Below are 19,558 nucleotides of genomic sequence, written 5' to 3' on the forward strand. Positions count from 1 at the left end.
GCTCTTTACCGTTTTCCAAGTAAATTTTCTTAGTTCACATTCATAAAGAAATTCCTTTAAAGCATCTTCTAAAGACATAAAAAAGCCCTCCTAGTATGCGTGAAACACACACTAGAAGAGCTTAATAACGCCATACCTTTTGTTTCATATCACTCAAATATAACCATTCAATGATATGTCATCATACGGTTTTATATATCATCACTCAGAACATTTTCCATCATTCAAGCTAACACTCAATCACCTGAAAACCCGTATGGATACTGGATCGCTTCCAAAATTATTCCGCGTCGTCCGCGTTCTCCCAGTTGTGCCACACGTTCTGCACGTCGTCGTTGTCCTCCAGGTTATCCAACAGCTTCTGCATCTTAGTGATGGAGTCGGGGTCGTTCAGCGCGGTGTAGGTGGTGGGAACCATCTCTACCTCGGCAGACACGAATTCATATCCCTTGCCCTCCAGGTCGGAAAGCACAGCGCTGAAATCGTCCGGCTCGGTGTAGATTTCAAACACATCGTCATCCGCCTGAAAATCAGAAGCGCCGGCTTCCAGGCAATCTGTCATCACGGTGTCCTCCGACAATCCTTCACGCTCGATCACCAGCACGCCCTTCTGAGAAAACAGGAAGGAAACGCAGCCGCTGGTGCCGAGGTTGCCGCCGAATTTATCAAAGTAGTGGCGCACATCCGCCGCGGTGCGGTTGCGGTTGTCCGTCAGGGCCTCTACAATTACCGCCACGCCGTTGGGGCCGTAGCCCTCGTATACGATGCTCTCATATTTGGTACCGTCGCCGTCGCCCGCCGCTTTTTTAATGATGCGCTCAATATTATCGTTAGGCACGTTTGCGGCCTTGGCCTTCGCGATGCAGTCCTTCAGCTTGGAATTGGATCTGGGATCCGGCCCCCCGCCTTCTTTTACCGCCACCGCAAGCTCTCGTCCGATTTTAGTAAAGATCTTGGCTTTGGCACCATCTATTTTTTCTTTCTTTCGTTTAATGGTACTCCATTTTGAATGGCCTGACATACTAATAAGCCTCCCGTAAAAATAGCTTTGATATTCTATTTTATCACGTTTTTTCCGTCATAGCAAGCGCCGCCTGATGCGCCTTCTCCATTACCTCCGGCGGAATCTCGGTCGTGCCGGTCCGATCCGTATGCGGCCACGCCACCACATGCTCCAGCTTTGTGTTCATGACGGTAAAGGCCAGCTCTAATTGGCGGGTCATCATATGCGCTCCCTCAGGGTTGCTGGAACCGTACGCGGTCAAAAAGGCGGCGGTTTTCGGCTTTTCAATCGGCGGGCGGATCCCCATGGCGAACCGCGCTTCAAAATACCGCTGCCAGCGGTCCATCACAGCTTTACACGGCGCGGGAAAGCTCATATGGTACACCGGCGCCGCGATCACCAGATAATCCGCAGCGCGCAGTTCCCGGTCGAACTCGTCCAGATCATGGAACACACACGCCTCGTGGGTCTGACAGTACCCACAGGCGGTACAGGGATGATAGTTCCCGCGGTACGCATCAAACGTCGTCACCCGAATGGCTTCGGGGTCTACCTTTTGCAAAAATGTCTGCAGCAGCCGCGCGGTTGCGCCGTGGGGCCGCGGGGAGCCAAATAAGACCAGCATGTTTTTCTTTTCCATCTGCGGGCCTGCCTTTCCTTGCATGATGAGACGATTGTAGCATGACCGCTCCTCTTTCGCAAGGCAAAAAATCATACGCAAAAGCAATCTTCTCTGCATATCCGGCGGCGCGGTGCAAAAGCTAGAACAATGCTTTTGGGCTTGTACGGGAGCGAAAAGTATGTTATACTAAACTAACAAAGCAAATGAAAGGAAGTGTTTTCATGTTCGAGCAAGTGAAGCTTTCTTATGATTTTAACGCATTGGAACCGACGATCGACGAGCTGACCATGGTGACCCATTACACAAAGCACCACGCCACGTACACCAAGAACCTGAACGCTGCGATGGAACGTCTGCCGGAGCTTTCCGGGGAATCCATTGAGCAGATTCTGGCACATCTTGAAACTGTGAAGGACCCTGCCCTGCGGACTGCGGTGCGCAATAACGGCGGCGGATATTACAACCACAATCTGTATTTCGATACGCTTTCTCCGAACGGTCCGCGCACCCCCGGCGGGAAGCTGGCCGCGGCGATTGACCGCACCTTCGGCAGTTTTGAGGTGATGAAGGAAAAGCTCGCGGCGGCAGCCGTGGGACAGTTCGGTTCCGGCTGGGCGTGGCTTTCCGCAAATTCCAGCGGAGACGTGATGATCTCCGCAAGCCCGAACCAGGACAACCCGATCATGGAGACCCGGGGCGAATGGCGGCCGATTCTCGGCATCGACGTATGGGAGCACGCCTATTATTTATTGTATAAGAATCTGCGGGCGGATTACGTGGAGGCTCTCTTCCGCGTGATCGACTGGGCCAAGGTGGACGAGTATTATCACCGGGTCATTGACTGAACTCCGTAAAAAAACACATGCCACCGAAACTTGCGCGGCCATAAAGCTGCAAAACACAGCTGCGGCTGCACAATCTTTTAACGGCAGAGCGGCAGGGGAATTCCCCTGCCGCTCTTTTTTTGAGATAAAAAAGCCGGAAATCCCCAAGAAGCACTTAGGATTTCCGGATAAACTGAGCCTTGCACACCGGGCATGTCACTTCGATCTTGCCGCGGCCTTTCGGCACGCGAAGACGGGTCGTACATTTCGGACATTTGAAATAGCGGTATATTTTACGATCCTGCAAATATTTCTGCTGAGAACGGAACCACGCGGGTACCTTATTCCAGTACTTTAAAAACATCTGGTTTTCCGCATAGCGGCGAGGAATGTTGCGGGATAGAATGCGAAACATGCTCCACCCGAAAATCACATAGGCCACCAGCGTCAGCGGATAGAAATTCGTCAGCCGTGAAGCCGTTACGAGCACCATATAAACTACCAGGCTGCCAACCATCAACTGGTCGCCGCCGTAGCGTCCATACATGACTCTCCTGATTCTCTCCAACACGCTCGATCACCTCTTTTCTATTACTACATTGCAGGTTTATTTTTTACCCTGATACAATAATATCGAGCACAAAATTTTTTGTCAAGAACTATCCCTCAGTATTTACATTCTGTACTTATTTTGATGTGATTGTTTCCACTTCTGTCATAATTAAAAGGCAGATTTTTTGTCTGCCCTCCACCGGGCACTTTTTTACATTTGATAAAGAAATGGGAGGGACTCAGTTATTTATTTCAGAGTGGCGAGACTGTTCCCCACTTCAAGTTCCAAGACTCTCTCAGCCAATGGCAATTGATTACCATCCGCAGCGTGAGGTTGATAGAAAAGAACCCGTTTTTGAATAAGTTCCATAGAAAGAGATCAAGAATAGTAAAAGGCAGGAAAATTGTCACAGAAAGTTTACGGTAAATTTACCAGTTCCCGCACATTGTATTTTGACGCGGTATCCTTTTTAGAGTATAATAATTTCACGATATCAATCACGGCGCATTCCGAAGCAGACTTTGGGCGCCTGAGAGCATGGAATCATCCGGCCTGGCGATCAAATGACACAAATATTCAGGCCACTTACGGCACGGATGATATCATTATTTCATTTTCCGCATATGATTAGGCAAACGAATGTTGACCTGATCGCGGCCAATTTGTTCCTCTGCAGATGGAACCGGCAGTATCTGCAGAAAAAACTGCGTTTTTCCTTAGCCGGTGATCCAAAAAGGAGGGAACCACTCTGTTTGACAAGCTTCAACTGACCCGGTTAAAGCCATTGTTTGTGTTTTTCATCGGGTACACGGTCTGTTTTTATCTCTTTGCTCTGACGCTGGGCTTTACCTTCCCATTTGTAGCCGGGTTCTTACTGGCGCTGATGCTGCAGCCGCTGGTGCGCTTTCTGAAAGAGAAGCTGCGCCTGAGGCCGGGGTTTGCGTCCATTCTCGTCACCCTGCTGTCTTTCTTCATCCTGTTTGGGTTAATGGCTCTGCTGGGCTACTGGCTTGTAACAGAAATCACCACGCTGGTGGTGAGGCTCTCCTCCATCGATACAACGAAAATCGTCGGGCCGCTCAATGAGCTGATGGGGCATCTCGGGATTTATGTGGACAGGATCGATTCGGAATTTATCCGCCAGAATCAGGAACAGCTGATCAAATTCCTGCAGACGGGCGCCGGCATCCTCACCTCTGTTCTGAACACGGTTCTGCGGATTCTGACCTCTCTGCCCGCGATACTGACGATGTTTATCGTCATGATCTTTTCCACCTACTTTTTTGCGAAGGATATGCCTGTGATCAAACGCCATGTGGCGTCCTTCCTGTCGCAGACCACGGTGATCAACATTCGCTCGGCCTCTCGTCACAGCCTGGCGATGAGTGGGAAGCTGCTGGCCTCTTTCCTGCTGATTTACCTCATCACCTTTCTGCAAACCCTGCTGGTGTTTTTCCTGCTGGGGGTGCCATACCCGCTGGTGCTCAGCCTGATCGCCGGTATTGCGGACGTTCTGCCGATTCTGGGCCCGGGAACGGTTTATGTCCCGCTGGCCGTGATCAGCCTGGTACAGGGCGACTATTTTACCGCGGTGGCCCTGATCGTTGCGTGGCTGCTCATTTCCACGATTCGTCAGGTGATCCAGCCAAAGATCGTTTCCGCTTCTATAGATATTCACCCGCTTTCAATGCTGGCCGCGATCTATTTTGCGCTGGTGGCCGGCCGGGTAAGCATCCTGATTTATATGACACTGTTCTTCGTGCTGTATCAGGTTCTGTGCAAAACCGGCGTACTGCCCCGGCTCTTTGTGTCGGATTCCGATTTGGACAAGCAGGGCAAGCGTCCCATTCCACCTACGCAGAAGGACAACACCGCACAGCCGGAGCCGCCTGCGGATTCCTAAAAGCTTACAGAACTGTAACCCAAAATATACCGCGCGCTTCTTGACAGCAGGAAGCGCGCATGTTATATTCTGACTGTACTAATCGAATTAATACACATTAATACACAGAGAGGTGAACCGGATGTTTCCGCTGGATTATAAAAGCAGGCTGCCCATTTATGAGCAACTGAACAAATCCATTTCAAAAATGGCTGCTTTGGGCGCTCTGGAACCGAATGAACAGCTGCCGTCCGTTCGCACGTTGGCCCAGGATCTGGGGATCAACCCAAACACCGTGCAAAAAGCGTATCAATTATTGGAGCAAAATGGAATTATTTACTCCGTTCCGGGGAAAGGTTCCTATATCTCACCAGATCTTTCCGTCTTGTCGCGGCAGAAGTCGAGAGCGCTGGAAAAACTCAGTGAAGCGATCGTCAATGCGGCAGAATGCGGGGTTACTCAGCCGGAAATGATTCAACGGGTGGAAAACCATTTTAACGGGAGGGGTTCTGAGCAATGATTGAAGTCAAATCACTGGTAAAAAAATTCGGCAGCACAGTCGCTTTAGACGGAATTTCTTTTACCATCGGCGGAGGCTCCATCTTCGGGCTTGTCGGCAGCAACGGCGCAGGCAAATCCACTTTGCTGCGCAGTCTGGCGGGCATTTACCAGCCGGAAAATGGAGAAATTCTTGTGGATGGTCAGGCGCCGTTTGAAAACAGCGCCGTTAAGGGCAAGCTGTTTTTTATTCCGGATTATCCGTACTTTTTCCAGCAGTCCAACATGAAGGAAATGGCCGATTTTTATTCCAAAACGTACGCGTCGTGGGACGCGCATCGGTACCAGGAGCTGTGCTCGCTGTTTCCGCTTGACACAAACGCCCGCATCATCAACATGAGTAAGGGCATGCAGCGCCAGGTGGCGCTGATCAACGCCCTTTCCGTTCGTCCAAATTATCTGCTGCTGGATGAAATTTTCGACGGTCTTGACCCGGTGATGCGCCAACTGCTCAAAAAGCTCGTTTCGAGCGAGGTTTCAGAGCGCGGCATGAGCGTCGTCATCGCCAGCCACAACCTGCGCGAGCTGGAGGATCTGTGCGACCACGTCGGCCTGATGCACAAGGGCGGCGTTGTATTCGAGCAGGAGCTTGACGCTCTGAAGCTCGGCATTCACCGCGTGCAGGCCATCTTTAAGCCGATGCCCACACAGGATATGTTCCAGGGGCTCGATATCATCAAACAGGATTCCCGCGGTTCTCTTTTGAACCTTGTCATCCGCGGGCAGAAAGAAGAAATACTGGAAAAGCTCAACGCGCTGAACCCGGTGTTTATCGAACTGCTTCCCCTTACGCTGGAGGAAGTCTTTATCAGTGAAATGGAGGTGGCCGGTTATGACATCGAAAACATCCTCAAATAATCTGCGCGGTGAACTGATTCAAACGTTTCTCTGGGAGCTGCGTCATCGTTTTGGCCTGATTGCTTTGTTCTGCGGCCTTCACTTTGTGACTCTGCCGCTGGTTGAAATTCTGGCCATGAACAACGCCCAGCGCACCAATATGGAAAGCGGATACGTGATCGACATGTCTCAGCGGTTTTTAAACGCGCTGAAAGTCGTGCTCCCGCTGTGCACCGCTTCTTTGTCACTGCTGATGGTGCTGATCCTTTCGGTGCTGGCGTTCCAATACATGCACCAAAAGCGCAGTGTGGACCTGTTCCATTCCCTGCCGGTCAGCCGCAGCGCTCTGCTGGGCGGCCGGGTACTCAGCTGCTTTGTGGCACTGCTGATTCCGCTGGTGCTGAATTTCGCACTCACACTTGTGGTTGCGGCCGTTTATCAGGTTGCCGTTTCTGAATTTATGGGATTCTTCCTCACCTCTTTGGGCTGGGTCTTCCTGATGGCATGCGCTTCGTTTTTCTTCTGCTCCTTTATGGCGGTTTGCAGCGGCACCACCTTTGATATGGTGATTTCGATTGTCGTTGTGAACATTACCTACCCGCTGATGATCCTCCTCGGGCGCGCAACCGCCGGAATGATCATCCCCGGCATGAGTATGGACCTTGATTTTCAGTCAATCCCCTACACGGCGCTTTCTCCCTTTGTAGCCTCCTACCTGCCGCTGATTTACGGCAGTCTGGAAGCGGATACGTTCTCTTCCGTGGCGTTTCTCATCTGGTGGCTGATTCTCAGCGTCGTGATGATCGTTTCTGCGCTGTACCTGTACCGCAGCAGAAAGAGTGAATGCGCAGAGAGCAACTACGCTTTCCCGATTCCGAAAACCCTGATCCGGTTTGTGGCCACAACCGCCGCAGGCCTGGCCGGCGCGCTGATCTTCCATTCTACCTTCGGCTCTACCACCAGCTTTTTTGTCGGGCTGTTCGTCGGATCGATCATCGCCCATATCATTGCCGAGGCCATTTATGGGCGCGGCTTTAAGGGACTGAAAAAGAGCTTTGCCTACTACGGCATATTTTTGGTTGCCTTTGCAGCATTTTACGGTGTTTGTGTTACCGGCGCATTCGGGTATGATACCAAAATCCCGAAAGCGGAAGAGATCAGCTATGTGGAAACCCGTCTGAACAACGTAGGCAACATCTACCCATCGAATGGCTTCAGCATTATGAATGAAAAGGGTAACAGCCAGATTGCATGGGTTCCACAGACCGTGAGAGAAGCTGAAAATGTGGAAAAGGTAACTGCGCTCCACACTCTGCTGGTCGACGAGATCCGCGCAAAAGGATACCCGTACAAAATTCAGAGTTCTTCTTTTTACTCGGATGTGCAGCTGACCTACCACATGAAGGACGGTTCTGTGCTAAAACGGTATTTTTCCTCCGACCCGATTTCGCACGACAACAGCCGCTATGACGAGGCTGTTAAGGCCGTGACCACCACAAAGGAATACAAAACTTCGGGCAACGCATTATACTACCTGACACCGGAGCTTATCGAATCCATTCATTTGTACGACGGCAGCAAGGAGCACATCCTGATTCCGGATCAGGAAAAGCTTCAGGAGCTGATTGATGCGCTGCGGCTGGATATCGAGGCTGATAACGGCAGCTTCAGCGGAAACTACGACTACCGCAATTCTCTCCAGCTCAATTTCACAACCCGTGCGGTCATTCCCGCACCGGGCAGCGAGCTGCAAAAGCTGGTCGGGAACTATACGGGAAAAATCCGTATCGACGCAGCTGGCATCGCCATCAGCGACACGTCCCGCACGAAGGCGCTGATCGAAAAATATGGCTGGACAAAAGGCACTTCCGTCACGGCCACGGCTGCGTCGGGTTTACACACAGCGACCACTACGGCTGCCGAATCGGCAATCCGGCTTACTGTCGCAAACTGATCGATTTCCTCCCTTTTATAAACCCGGGAGCACGGAGAAATTTCCGTGCTCCCGGGCTTTATTTTTGCCTCGGCTCCCCGCAAAAAGCGGAAGAAGCTTCCTTTATTTCAGCAATGAAAAATGCGGCCTGCCGGAAACCCGGCAGACCGCTTATGTTCTTGATTCAGCTTTTATGTGCAGACCGCAGAGATGGCCTGACTATTTTGACTTTTATAATCGACAGGATACATGTTATAAACGACTTCCTCTTTTGAAACCATGGAAATCGGAATCCTGGGCACTATACTATGCAAAACTTCAATAAATCCGGTAGATGCAAACCCTGCCATGCCGGTTACCACATGAACCGCACCGATCTGGCGAATAAATCCCGCTGCAACCAGGGCACTGTCATCCTGAAAAATAATCGTCATTTCGGCGCCCGCTTCCCGCGCCGTTTGATACAGGTACTCCAGTTCTTCGCTGCACGCGCCATACCCGGCGGACTGCGGCTGAACGCACAGCACCTGCATTGGAAGCGCCTGTTCTTCGGCAAGCTTTTTTCCCACCCGGATCAACCGATCGCAATCACGCTGGCCGGTAACACACACGAGAACAGCCGCCTTCTTTTTTTTCACTGCCTTACCTCCTTTCTCCATTGCATCTTTTCTTGGATGCATCTTAAGTATACGGTATTTTTAAAGAATATCAATAGATAAATTATGAACTAAATGTAAAAATCGTTGTTTATTGTCCACAAAATTAAGATAAAATTAAAAATTGGTTAGTGGGATAAGCACAAACAAGCCGATGAAAAACGGCATTTGAAAACACATGGAAGGCAGGTAAAAAGCGCCGATTTTATCAGTACCCGCAGTCCCGGTTTACCAGAATCACCTTAATTCGCCCGGCTATGCGCTGCCTGGCGATCAAAACAAAATCGTTGCAGATTCTCTCTTCGTGCTTACAGTCCACACAACGCCCAAGCTTAGTGCAGGGAGTGTGCTTGCCCAGCCGGATGGCATCCAGAGGAGCCGCGATCTGACGCGCTCTTTGGATCGCGTCCTCCACCGTTTCGGTGATTTTATTTTTGCCCACGACCACGATGACCTGCTCGGGCCCGTACAGCATGGGCGCAACGCGGCTGCCGTTGCCGTCGATATTAAACAGCTTCCCATCCTGAGTGATGGCATTGGTACCGGTAATAAAGGTATCCGCACCGAAATTCTGCAGATAGATGCTTCGTTTCTCCTCTGAGGAAAGCCCCGGGCGGTGCTTATCGTAAAATACATAGTTTTCCGTTCGCAGAAAATCAAACACGCCGGTCTGTTCCAGAGTGACGGAGTCCCCGCAGCCCACACTGCTCCCTTCGGGGATCAGCTTTTTTAACAACGCAGTCAGTTCCGTCTCATCTTCCACGTAATAGCCGGCCATATTGTTTCTTTGCAGGCTCTGTATCGTTTTTTGAATTCGTGAATCCATTCCCATTCCCTCCGTTTGTCCGCATTTCCCTCACAAGACACAGCCAATTGAATTTATGATAGCACACAGCATCTCAAAATACAAAGGCTGGCCGAATCGGCCAGCCTTTGTTCTGATTGCCCTGTTTCATTTGTTCTCAGACGAAATCATTCCCTTTTGATCAGTCATTCTGCTGCGAAAGGGCAAGCTGCCGCTTGACTGCACCCAGCTCCTGCACGGGGGCGGCGCAGGTACCATTTTGGCAAAGGTAATACCGCACTCCGTCCTGCGGCAGCGGATATTCTACCGTGAAGGGCGCTGCCGCGGCAAGCTCCTGTTCGTTTTTCGCGCATTTGAGCAGAACCGTCAGGCTCGGCAGCGAATGCCGGCGCAGGAAATCGCGCACCTCCTGAAACGCTTCCTCTCCCTGCGCGGTGCAGACCAGCTCCTGCGAGGGATAAAGCACCGAAGAAAGCGCGATCAGCGACATTCCATACCCGGCCGGGTACTCCTTGATCCATCCGGTGAGAAAACGGATTTGCCGCTCGCCGGCCTGCCGCCAGCGCTCTTCGCCCGTCAGCGCAGCAAGGCGTACAAAAACCTCTCCCGCCACGGAATTGCCCGAGGGAATCGCACCGTCGTATACCTCCTTGGGCCTGCTGATGAGCTGCTCGCTGTCTTTGGCAGTAAGATACAGGCCGCCCTGCTCCGCGTCGGAAAACAGCTCTAAAATCTGCTCCGCGATTTGCGCGGCACGGAGAAGATACGTGCAATCAAAGCTGGAGCGGTACAGCTCCAGCAGAGAAAAAGCGTAGAAGGCATAGTCGTCCAGTTGCCCGTCATTCGCCGCTTCTCCCTCACGCCAGCGCAGCAACAGCCGCCCGCGTTCATCCACCAGCTTTTCTTCCAGAAAACGCTGCGCTTTCTGTGCCGCCTGCAGGTACTCCGGCTCGTCGAGCAGCCACCCCGCTTTGGCCAGCGCGGCGATCATCAGCGCGTTCCAGGAGGTCAGCACCTTATCGTCGCGGTGCAGGCGGGTACGCTCCAGCCGGTACTCATACAGCCTTTGGCACAACTGCGCAATATGCGGGTCCTCTTCGTCATAGGCAGAAAAGTCCAGCAGATTCGGAATGCTCTTCCCTTCAAAATTTCCCGCTTCGGTTACGCCAAAGCGGCTGCAGAACAGCTCGCCGTCTTCTTTCCCCAGAACTCCCTGTACTTCCTGCGGGGTAAAGACATAATATTTGCCCTCGACTCCGTCGCTGTCCGCATCCTGCCCGCAGTAAAAGCCGCCCTGTTCATCCGTAAGCTCGCGAAGAACATAATCGAGCGTGCGTTTTGCCACGCTGCGGTAAAGCGGCCTGCCGGTAACGGCGTAAGCCTCCAGATACGTATATGCCAGCAGGGCATTGTCGTAAAGCATCTTTTCAAAATGCGGAACCAGCCATTTCACATCGGTGGAATAGCGCGAGAACCCGCCGCCGATATGGTCGAACAGCCCGCCGCGGAACATTTGAGAAAGCGTATACTCCGCCATGCTCTGCGCGGATTTTTCCCGCTCCAGCACGGAATAGCGCAAAAGGAACAGCAGATTATGCGGCGCCGGGAATTTCGGCGCGCCGCCAAAGCCGCCCCAGCGGGAATCATAGGAAGCGCTCAGCTGAGCGACGGCGCCGCGGAGCAAATCCAGCTCCGGCTTGGCCGATCCGAGGGAGGGACCGGATTGCTCGCGCAGATAATTTGTGATTTCTTCCCCAGCATTCAGAAGCTGCTGACGGTTCGTGCTCCACTGTTCGCGGATGAACGCCAATAGCTCCAAAAGCCCGGTGGAACGGAACGTAGACATTTTGGGCAGATAAGTGCCCGCCCAGAACGGGCGCTGTTCCGGCGTCATAAGGATCGTCATCGGCCAGCCGCCCGAGCCGGTCATGGCCTGACAGACCGTCATATACACCGCATCGATATCCGGCCGCTCCTCGCGGTCTACCTTAATGCAGACGAACCCCTGATTCAGCGCCTCGGCGACCTCGTCGTCCTCAAAGGATTCGTGCGCCATCACATGGCACCAATGGCACGTGGAATAGCCGATGCTCAAAAAGATCGGCTTGTCCTCGCGTTTGGCTTTCTCAAACGCCTGCTCTCCCCACGGAAACCAGTCGACGGGATTCTCAGCGTGCTGTAAAAGGTAGGGGCTTTTTTCCTTGGCTAAGTGATTGGGAACTCTATGTGAGCCAGTCATTTCATCATCCTTCTCTTTTCGGTATCATAGTGTTTATTATACCTGAAAAAAGAAAGGATACCACTATTTTCAAGCACTTTCCCCAACAATCATTTATACCTATTTGAATTTTCACCTGCTTGCCTATCCTTCTATACTCAATACAGTCTATCAGTGTTCTATACAGTTCATTTTGCTCCTCCCCTGTAAGATGGGGATCCACGATCAACGCTTGAAATTCTTCCAACACATTCCCTTTTTCTGTTTGACCTTGTGCTTTAAAAAAGTTAGGTTCAAATTCTAAACGCTTTATTTCTTCCTGTAACCTTTTCTTTTCGGACTTGATCTTGATTTTTACGAGATTTCAGCTCATCTATGGTATACGTGCCTGATTCCTATGCAACCTCTATACGCTCAATCACCGTTTCTTTCTCTTGTTATGAATGCGCATATTTTTGAATTTCATCCTTGAGGTTTTCTATCTTTTGAGTATCCTTAATATCGTATTACTGCTTCACATCAGTCCATAGAGCCCTAACTGGGGTACTTTCAATCCTGATATCAAAAAAGCTTGGCGAACAGCTATGCTGCCCGCCAAACTTTTGGATGACGCCTTGGCGTAATCCTGTCAATATTGATTCGGAGGAAATGGGAAAAGAAAAAATAACACAATTAACCTTCGTCAATGACATTGCCCTCAATATTGTTTTTCTTCTTTAAGGTGTTAATCATAACAGGAGCAAGGCAGAAAACAAAAATCAGCAGAATCAGCACGATGGAGATGGGACTGCTGACGAAAATCCCCAGGCTTCCGCCGCTCATATCAAACGACTGGCGCAGATACATTTCCAGCATGGGGGTAAGTACATAGGCCAAAAGCAAAGGTGCCGACGGTATTTTTGCCTGTTTTAAAATGTAAGCAATGGCTGCAAATACGATCATCACATACACGTCGAACATGCTGTTGTTGGTCGAGAACGTACCCATAACGCACACCGCTGTAATACAGGGAATCATGTAACCGGTGGGAATACGCACGATGTTCGCCAAAAACGGAATGAAAGCAATTGAGATCAGCAGGCACACCACGTTACCAATGTACATAGAGCCAATGAGTCCCCACACAAAATCCGGGTTTGTTTGGAACAGCATGGGTCCGGGCTGTAAGCCCCACATCATCAGTCCGCCCAGAAGAACGGCTGTCGTTCCGCCGCCGGGGATCCCCAGGGAAAGCAACGGTGCAAACGCTCCGATGGCCGCGGCATTGTTGGAGGACTCGGAGGCGGCAACCCCCTCAATGGCACCGCTGCCCATCAAATCGCGGTTTTTATTAATGCGTTTTTCAATAATATAGGAAAGGAATGCAGACATTGTGGCACCCGCGCCGGGCAGCACGCCAATAAAGGTGCCGACGCCGCTCTGCCGCAGGGATACCGGCAAAATGCGCTTGAGCTCTTCCTTATTCAGTAAGCTCTCTTTGATGGTGATTCGCTCGGTTTTCATCTTTTTGAAATTGTCGCGATTGACTACCATGTCAATGACCTGCCCGAAGCCAAACATACCAATGACCATGGGAACCATATTGATTCCGCTGAACAGGTATACATTATCAAAGCTGAACCGCGGCAGCCCCAAAGCCGCATCCAAACCAATCGAGGCCACCATGATTCCCAATGCTGTGGCGAGCAGTCCGCGGGAAGGACTGTCGCCGATGATCCAGCCAATTGAAGTAAGCGCCAAAATAATCAGCCATGCCAAATCCGGCGAACCGAATTTCAGACCAAATTTTGCGGCCAGCGGCCCGATCAGGGTCAAAGCCAGAATACCGATGGCGCCCCCGACCCACGAAGCCAGGTTGGCGGAAAACAGCGCTTTGCCGGCCTTCCCCTGCCGCGCCAAGGGGTATCCGTCCAAAGCTGTCATAATGGCTGGCGAATCGCCGGGAATGTTTACCAGAATGGCGGAAAAACACCCGCCATACATAGTGGAATAATACAGTGCAGCCAGCATAATGATCGCTGCTGTGGGATTCATTTTAAAGGTGAGCGGCAGCAAAAGGGACACGCCGGCCAGAGAACCTACCCCTGGCATAGAGCCAAGACACATGCCCAAAAGGCCGCCTACAAGACACGCCAGAAGATTTTCCGGCGTTAAGGATATGGCGATGCCTTCCATCAGAAGGGCTAACGTTTCCATTGAAATTCCTACCTTTCTTTCGCCGAATTACAGCAGTCCCAAAAGCCCCTTGGGCAGCGGGGAACCCAGCCACACAACGAAGATTAAATACAGGAAACCGGGCCAGATCACCGCAGTTAAAATGGAATTGCGCAAAGGGAATTTTTCAAACAGGTACAGCCATAAGAATACAAATAATACGAGCGAAAGAAAAATCCCGATGAGTTTTCCGCAAAGTATCATACCAATCAGCGCGCCCCACGGAATCAAAGCCCGAACACTAAAAGCCGTATCGGATTCCTTTTGCCATTCCCTGAGCAGGATCACTCCACTGAAACCGACACACATAATTCCCGCAAGCAAAGGCAAAAAGCCACCGCCAGGGCCATTTCGAATCCACAGGTCTAACTGCAGGGAACCAATAATCCAATACACGCCAACCAAAAACACCAGCGTCAGAACAATTTTTTGTGCATTTAATTTTTCTTTCAACATCAAACACCTCCACAGATTTGAAAGAAGCACCGTTGGTCAGGGTTATCACTGAATGATTCCAACCTCTTTGAAGATGCTGTTATATTTTTCGGTTTCCTGATCGAAAAACTCTTTGGCCTCGGCAGACGTCATAAAAACTGGAGTCAAATAATTTTTCTCAATGTACTCTGTTTTCCAACGCTCGGTTTCCGTAACCTTGCGAATCATTTCGTCATAGAACGCAATGGCTTCTGCAGACATTTCCGGTGTTCCGGACAGTGCACGAACCTCGGTAACCAGAATATCAGGATAACCGATTTCTTCAAACGTGCGTACCTCGGCAAACTGACCGCTCAGGCGATCATCGGCAAAAGTAGCCATCGGCAGAACCTCGCCTGCCTCTACCTGACCAACGCATTCCGAAGGATTGAAAATACCAAAGTCGACGTGCCCGCCCAGCAAGGCAGACATGGTTTCCCCTGAAGAATTAAACTGCACATATGTAATGTCTACATCCAAATATTTGCGCATCATTTCAAAACACAGGTGGTCAGTGTTGCCTCTTTGGCTTCCCCCTATTTTTACAGTACCGGGATTTGCTTTGGCTGCCTCGATCATTTCTTCTACCGACTTGTATTTTCCGTTTTTATTGATACACAGCAACAGGTTATCAAACGCTACTACGGGCAAATAAGTAAGATCGGCTGCCACCACAGGGGATTTGTTCACCAGTGTGGACATAATCTGACCGTTGTGCAGCACCATCAGAATTTCATCATTGCCTTTTTTTGTCGCCATATAGGAAAAAGCAACCCCACCGGAACCGCCGGACATATTATTCACCTTAAAATTCTTTGGCGTATAGCCGCTGGTAAATGCAATATCGGCAATCATTCGGGCGTTGGTGTCAGAGCCACCGCCGGGAGCTGACGGAACAACAAACTCAATTTCGGATTTCGGCGTCCAACTGCCGGATGTCCCCTTTGATTCGCTTGGCGCAGCGGAACCGCTGCAGGCAGTCAGCAACATACTGGTCGCTATTAAAGAAGCACAGATGACAGAAAGCTTTTTTTTCATAATAACGAGATCCTTTCTCCTTCATAATGCCGGTATCCGCAAACGCTCTGTTTGGGGGCGACCGGACTCCGCACGGAGCATCCAATGTACAGGTGAAACAACTGTGGTACTTTTTCCTGCAAAACGCTGTCCGCCGGAATACAACAAAATCATGTGTGGAAAATGTGCAACCGCTGACAGCCGGATGGTGGATTGAGTTTGGATTCTTACGGCAGAGATTTGTTCGTTTATGAACAATGCTGCCTTTTTTGATTGTTCATAAAATATTCTACCGCAAAATACCATAACGCATTTGGTAGGGTTCTGTCCATCGATTTTTGTTTACCCTTCGCTACTTTTTTAGAAAAGCAAATCCCGTGCCAACCCAAAAGCCCTCAGGGCAATTTCAGCAACACATTCAAAACACTCCGCGATTTATCTAGTAATTTTTCATAACAATTCTTTTTTTATCCTAACTTTATTTATTTTTTGCAGAATGTTAGCATGAAGCAACATCGTAACATTTGGTTTCATGTTGATCATTTTGTTTCATTGTTTCAAGCGAAATATTTATTTTTATTTTATTTTGTTTATTTTTTTTAGAAATTTTATCTGAAATGCTTCCCCCAAATGAAATGAAATGAGTTTACGCTGGTTCCAAATCATGCTAGAATAGAAAAATCCAGGGCACATAAGCCACCAAGAACCCAAAAGGGAGTGTGGAATCAATGGTTCAAATTCTGATTATTATCCCTTACAGCCAGGTACAGGACAAAATGCGGCTTTGGGCGGAAAAAATAAGGGACCCGGCAATTTCTGTACAAACGATGCACGTCTACGGTACTTCCAATCCCCCTGAACAATACCGTGACGCAGATATTATTGTTGCACGGGGCATGACCTGCAGCGCCCTACGCCGCCAATACCCCGAAAAGCACATTATAGAAATCAACATGACCAGCTTCGATGTGCTGGACGCCATTGCCGAAAGCAAACGAAGATACCGCCCCCAAAAGGTAGCAGTGTGCATGCAGTCGGCCTCCATCATGGACGTTGCCAGCTTAGAGGAACTGTCAGGGCTTAAAATTCTTGCCTACGATGTCACCAATGAATCACAATTGGAAGAAGCGCTGCGCGAAGGGCAGGCTGCAGGGGCCGAGGTCTTTGTCGGGGGGCTTACCCTGTGCCAGCAGTGCAGCAAACAGAATTTGGCGTGTACCCATATCAAAACCAGCGACCTGACTTTGGAACGGGCGGTATCCGAAGCGATCAGCACAGCACAAACCATCAATCAGGAACGTACCAAAACACTGGTGATTCAGTCGGTGCTGAACAACACCCCGGATGCTATTTTCGCTGTGGATAACGAGGGCTGCATTACCGCACTGAATGACCAGGCCTGCCATTTATGTCATATTCCCGCACAAGAAAAGATGTATGGAAAAAAACTGGATCACTACTGCCCGGACATTGAATGGGAACAAGTCATTCTTTCTCGTACAGAGTCGGAAAAATTGCAGAATTTTTTTGGTTCGCTGTATTTTGTCCGCTGCCGCCCTATATTGATGGATGAGAACTGCGCGGGCGCGCTGATCACGGTCATGGCAGCCGATAAGATCCGCGCGGCAGAAACAAAAATCCGAAAAGAACTGACCACAAAAGGCCTTACTGCCAAATATAGCTTTGATAACATCATCGGCGTTTCCCCCGCTTTAAAAACAGCGCTGTCCATCGCTTACAAATACAGCCAGGTAGATGCCAACGTGCTTTTGGTGGGCGAAACCGGCACCGGAAAAGAACTGTTTGCCCACAGCATTCACCGGGCCAGCAAGCGAAGCCACCAACCCTTTGTGGCTGTCAACTGCGCCGCTCTGCCGGAAAACCTGCTGGAAAGCGAGCTGTTTGGCTATGTGGAGGGCGCCTTTTCCGGTGCTTCGAAAGGCGGTAAAATCGGCTTGTTCGAGCTGGCACATAAGGGCACTATCTTTTTGGATGAAATCGGGGAGCTGCCCATTGCCCTGCAGGCAAAATTGCTGCGGGCACTGCAGGAAAAAGAAATCCGCCGCATTGGCGACGACCGGGTCATTCCGGTGGATGTACGAGTCATTTCTGCCACCAACATTGATATCGAAAAGCAAATTGCAGCCCGGGAATTTCGTGCCGACCTGTTTTACCGGCTGAATTTGCTGAATTTGCAGGCGCCCCCTCTGCGTGAGCGCAGCGAAGATGTTATGGCGATGGCGGATTTTTTCCTGCGGCTGTTCGGGCAGGAATACAAAAAGAGTATTCCTGCCTTCTCCCCCAAGGCCATTGCTTTGCTGCAAAGCTATTCCTGGCCCGGCAATGCCCGCGAGCTTCGCAATTTCTGTGAAAAACTGATGGTGCTGAACGAAAGCCCCGTGGTGGACGATGTTCAGCTGCGAAACATGGGGCTTAGGGAATCACACCCACAGCCCGCCGAACCGATTTTGGAGCAGCCCGATAACGTAAGCCGGGAGCAGCTGGTGCAGCTTCTTTCCAGACAAAAGTTAAAGCAGGAGGATTTGGCGCGAATGCTGGGGGTCAGCCGCACTACCTTATGGCGCTGGGCAAAGAAACAGCAGCAATGAAACATTTTGTTTCTTTTCGTTACATGTTACATAGAAACGGGAGAGAGGATTCGCTCTTCGCCCTTTTGCAGGACGGTGGAATTGCCCGCTGTCCTGCTTTCTTTTTTTCTTTTTGTACCGGGTTCGTTCTGTTTGGCACGCTTCTTGCTGTAATACCAGAGTGTGTGGAAATCATATGCAACCGCGGCAGTCCGGTAACCAGAAGAAAGGATGCCAGACAATATGAACACGAAACCAATTCTAGGAATCCTGTTGGGGGATTCCACCGGCGTGGGTCCGGAAATCGTGGCCAAAACCGCCGCCAGCGGCTTTCTAAGCGAGCATTGCCGACCGATCATCATAGGCGACAACCGGATATTCGAAAATGCACTTCGTATGGTAAATGCAGCAGCACCCCATTACACCATCTCTGAAATTTCAGAGGCTGACTGGAGCAAAGGAATTCCTGTTCTGGACCAAAAAGATCAGGACCCTGCTGCGATTGAAATCGGTAAAATCAATGCAGATTGCGGCAAAGCCGTGAATCGAATGATTCGGCTGGCGTGCCGGCTATGCCAGGATGGCGCAATTGAAGGCTTTTCCTTTGCACCTTTTAATAAGTCCGCCATGATAGAAGGGGGCTGTACCTTCGAAAGCGAGCACCACCTGATGGCCGATATTTTCGGTGTGACCGGGCCCTTTGGCGAAATCAACGTTCTGGGCGACTTGATGACCACCCGTACAACAAGTCATATCCCCATCAGCGCAGTCAGCGAAAACCTGTCAATGGAACGAATCCTTCGGGCTATTCTGCTTTCTTACCAAACGGTAAAAGACACCGGCGTAGAGCACCCTGTTTTGGGCATCGCCGCACTGAACCCCCACTGCGGCGAAAATGGGCGCTGCGGCCGGGAAGAACTTGACATCATTGGCCCCACAGTAGAAAAAGCCCGCGAAATGGGGATGGATGTACAAGGCCCCTTCTCTGCCGACATTCTATTCATTAAGGCATTCCGCGGGGATTTTCATAGCGTTGTTACCATGTACCACGATCAGGGACAGATCGCTTTGAAACTAAAAGGCTTTGATCAAGGCATCACCATTGCGGGCGGTCAGCCCTACCCCATTGTTACCTGCGCTCATGGAACCGCCTATGACATTGTCGGAAAAGGCGTGGTGCATACCTCCGCTTTTGAAAATGCAGTAAAAATGGCCGCCAAAATGGCGGTACATAAGGGGACAAATTCCTGACGGAAGCAATCAAACAGAAAGACCTTAGGGAAGCAAAGAGCCGCCAGAAAATGAGAGCAGCCTGTGTGATTAATGAGGCAGGGGAATGAGCCCTAAGGTCTTTCCTTGCTGCAAGGAGGATCA

Annotated in this window: 16 protein-coding genes; 7 read left to right on the plus strand and 9 right to left on the minus strand. The window is 50.5% G+C overall.

The features are described 5' to 3' along the window. Nucleotides 1–280 precede the first annotated feature (280 nt). Nucleotides 281–1,021 carry a YebC/PmpR family DNA-binding transcriptional regulator gene (locus TY09_RS02985; protein ID WP_042431100.1) on the minus strand — a complete coding sequence of 247 codons (741 nt, stop codon included), beginning with the start codon at nucleotides 1,019–1,021 and terminating at the stop codon, nucleotides 281–283. Between the two features lie 43 nt (nucleotides 1,022–1,064). After that, on the minus strand, nucleotides 1,065–1,643 hold the full coding sequence (locus TY09_RS02990) for a flavodoxin family protein (protein ID WP_242841425.1): 579 nt from the start codon (nucleotides 1,641–1,643) through the stop codon (nucleotides 1,065–1,067). 203 nt (nucleotides 1,644–1,846) lie between these two features. On the opposite strand from TY09_RS02990, the gene TY09_RS02995 reads away from it, so the two are divergent. Next, entirely contained in the window at nucleotides 1,847–2,470 is a 624-nt protein-coding gene (locus tag TY09_RS02995; protein ID WP_042431104.1) for a superoxide dismutase, read from the plus strand. 154 nt (nucleotides 2,471–2,624) lie between these two features. Here TY09_RS02995 and TY09_RS03000 read toward each other — a convergent pair whose 3' ends face one another. Further along, a complete protein-coding gene (locus tag TY09_RS03000) occupies nucleotides 2,625–3,020 on the minus strand; it encodes a hypothetical protein (protein WP_242824614.1) in 396 nt (131 codons plus the stop codon). A gap of 772 nt (nucleotides 3,021–3,792) precedes the next feature. Between TY09_RS03000 and ytvI the strand changes: the two genes are divergently transcribed. From ytvI to TY09_RS03020, 4 genes are all read left to right on the plus strand, one after another. Continuing rightward, nucleotides 3,793–4,905, plus strand: a complete 1,113-nt coding sequence (gene ytvI / locus TY09_RS03005; RefSeq protein ID WP_242824618.1) for a sporulation integral membrane protein YtvI — start codon at nucleotides 3,793–3,795, stop codon at nucleotides 4,903–4,905. A gap of 121 nt (nucleotides 4,906–5,026) precedes the next feature. Then, entirely contained in the window at nucleotides 5,027–5,404 is a 378-nt protein-coding gene (locus TY09_RS03010) for a GntR family transcriptional regulator (RefSeq protein WP_009065913.1), read from the plus strand. Continuing rightward, nucleotides 5,401–6,300 carry an ABC transporter ATP-binding protein gene (locus TY09_RS03015; protein ID WP_009065946.1) on the plus strand — a complete coding sequence of 300 codons (900 nt, stop codon included), beginning with the start codon at nucleotides 5,401–5,403 and terminating at the stop codon, nucleotides 6,298–6,300. Before TY09_RS03010 ends, TY09_RS03015 begins: the two co-directional genes overlap by 4 nt. Then, nucleotides 6,275–8,233, plus strand: coding sequence for an ABC transporter permease (locus tag TY09_RS03020; RefSeq protein ID WP_009066008.1), 1,959 nt, complete (start codon nucleotides 6,275–6,277; stop codon nucleotides 8,231–8,233). Before TY09_RS03015 ends, TY09_RS03020 begins: the two co-directional genes overlap by 26 nt. 170 nt (nucleotides 8,234–8,403) lie before the next feature. On the opposite strand, the gene TY09_RS03025 is transcribed toward TY09_RS03020, so the two are convergent. The 6 genes from TY09_RS03025 to TY09_RS03055 all read right to left on the minus strand — a co-directional run bounded on the left by TY09_RS03025 (nucleotide 8,404) and on the right by TY09_RS03055 (nucleotide 15,617). Next, on the minus strand, nucleotides 8,404–8,850 hold the full coding sequence (locus TY09_RS03025) for an adenine nucleotide alpha hydrolase family protein (RefSeq protein WP_009066088.1): 447 nt from the start codon (nucleotides 8,848–8,850) through the stop codon (nucleotides 8,404–8,406). A gap of 226 nt (nucleotides 8,851–9,076) precedes the next feature. Further along, complete coding sequence (locus TY09_RS03030; RefSeq protein WP_009065959.1) at nucleotides 9,077–9,694, minus strand: lactate utilization protein; 618 nt, start codon at nucleotides 9,692–9,694, stop codon at nucleotides 9,077–9,079. Between the two features lie 160 nt (nucleotides 9,695–9,854). Then, nucleotides 9,855–11,912 (minus strand): thioredoxin domain-containing protein, encoded by a 2,058-nt coding sequence (locus TY09_RS03035; RefSeq protein WP_009066068.1) that lies wholly within the window; start codon nucleotides 11,910–11,912, stop codon nucleotides 9,855–9,857. A gap of 651 nt (nucleotides 11,913–12,563) precedes the next feature. Beyond that, the gene (locus tag TY09_RS03045; protein WP_242841426.1) at nucleotides 12,564–14,087 is read right to left on the minus strand and encodes a tripartite tricarboxylate transporter permease; all 1,524 of its coding nucleotides are present in this window, start codon (nucleotides 14,085–14,087) and stop codon (nucleotides 12,564–12,566) included. Nucleotides 14,088–14,114: 27 nt separating this feature from the next. Then, nucleotides 14,115–14,561 (minus strand): tripartite tricarboxylate transporter TctB family protein, encoded by a 447-nt coding sequence (locus TY09_RS03050; protein WP_009066099.1) that lies wholly within the window; start codon nucleotides 14,559–14,561, stop codon nucleotides 14,115–14,117. A 45-nt stretch (nucleotides 14,562–14,606) separates the two neighbouring features. Beyond that, nucleotides 14,607–15,617, minus strand: coding sequence for a Bug family tripartite tricarboxylate transporter substrate binding protein (locus TY09_RS03055; RefSeq protein ID WP_042431106.1), 1,011 nt, complete (start codon nucleotides 15,615–15,617; stop codon nucleotides 14,607–14,609). Between the two features lie 707 nt (nucleotides 15,618–16,324). Here TY09_RS03055 and TY09_RS03060 point away from each other — a divergent pair. Together TY09_RS03060 and TY09_RS03070 are read left to right on the plus strand one after the other, a co-directional pair. Beyond that, nucleotides 16,325–18,205 carry a sigma 54-interacting transcriptional regulator gene (locus tag TY09_RS03060; protein WP_042431109.1) on the plus strand — a complete coding sequence of 627 codons (1,881 nt, stop codon included), beginning with the start codon at nucleotides 16,325–16,327 and terminating at the stop codon, nucleotides 18,203–18,205. Nucleotides 18,206–18,427: 222 nt separating this feature from the next. Continuing rightward, nucleotides 18,428–19,435 (plus strand): PdxA family dehydrogenase, encoded by a 1,008-nt coding sequence (locus tag TY09_RS03070; protein WP_042431114.1) that lies wholly within the window; start codon nucleotides 18,428–18,430, stop codon nucleotides 19,433–19,435. Nucleotides 19,436–19,558 lie beyond the last annotated feature (123 nt).

The organism is Faecalispora jeddahensis, assembly GCF_000577335.1.
GTDB lineage: Bacteria > Bacillota > Clostridia > Oscillospirales > Acutalibacteraceae > Faecalispora > Faecalispora jeddahensis.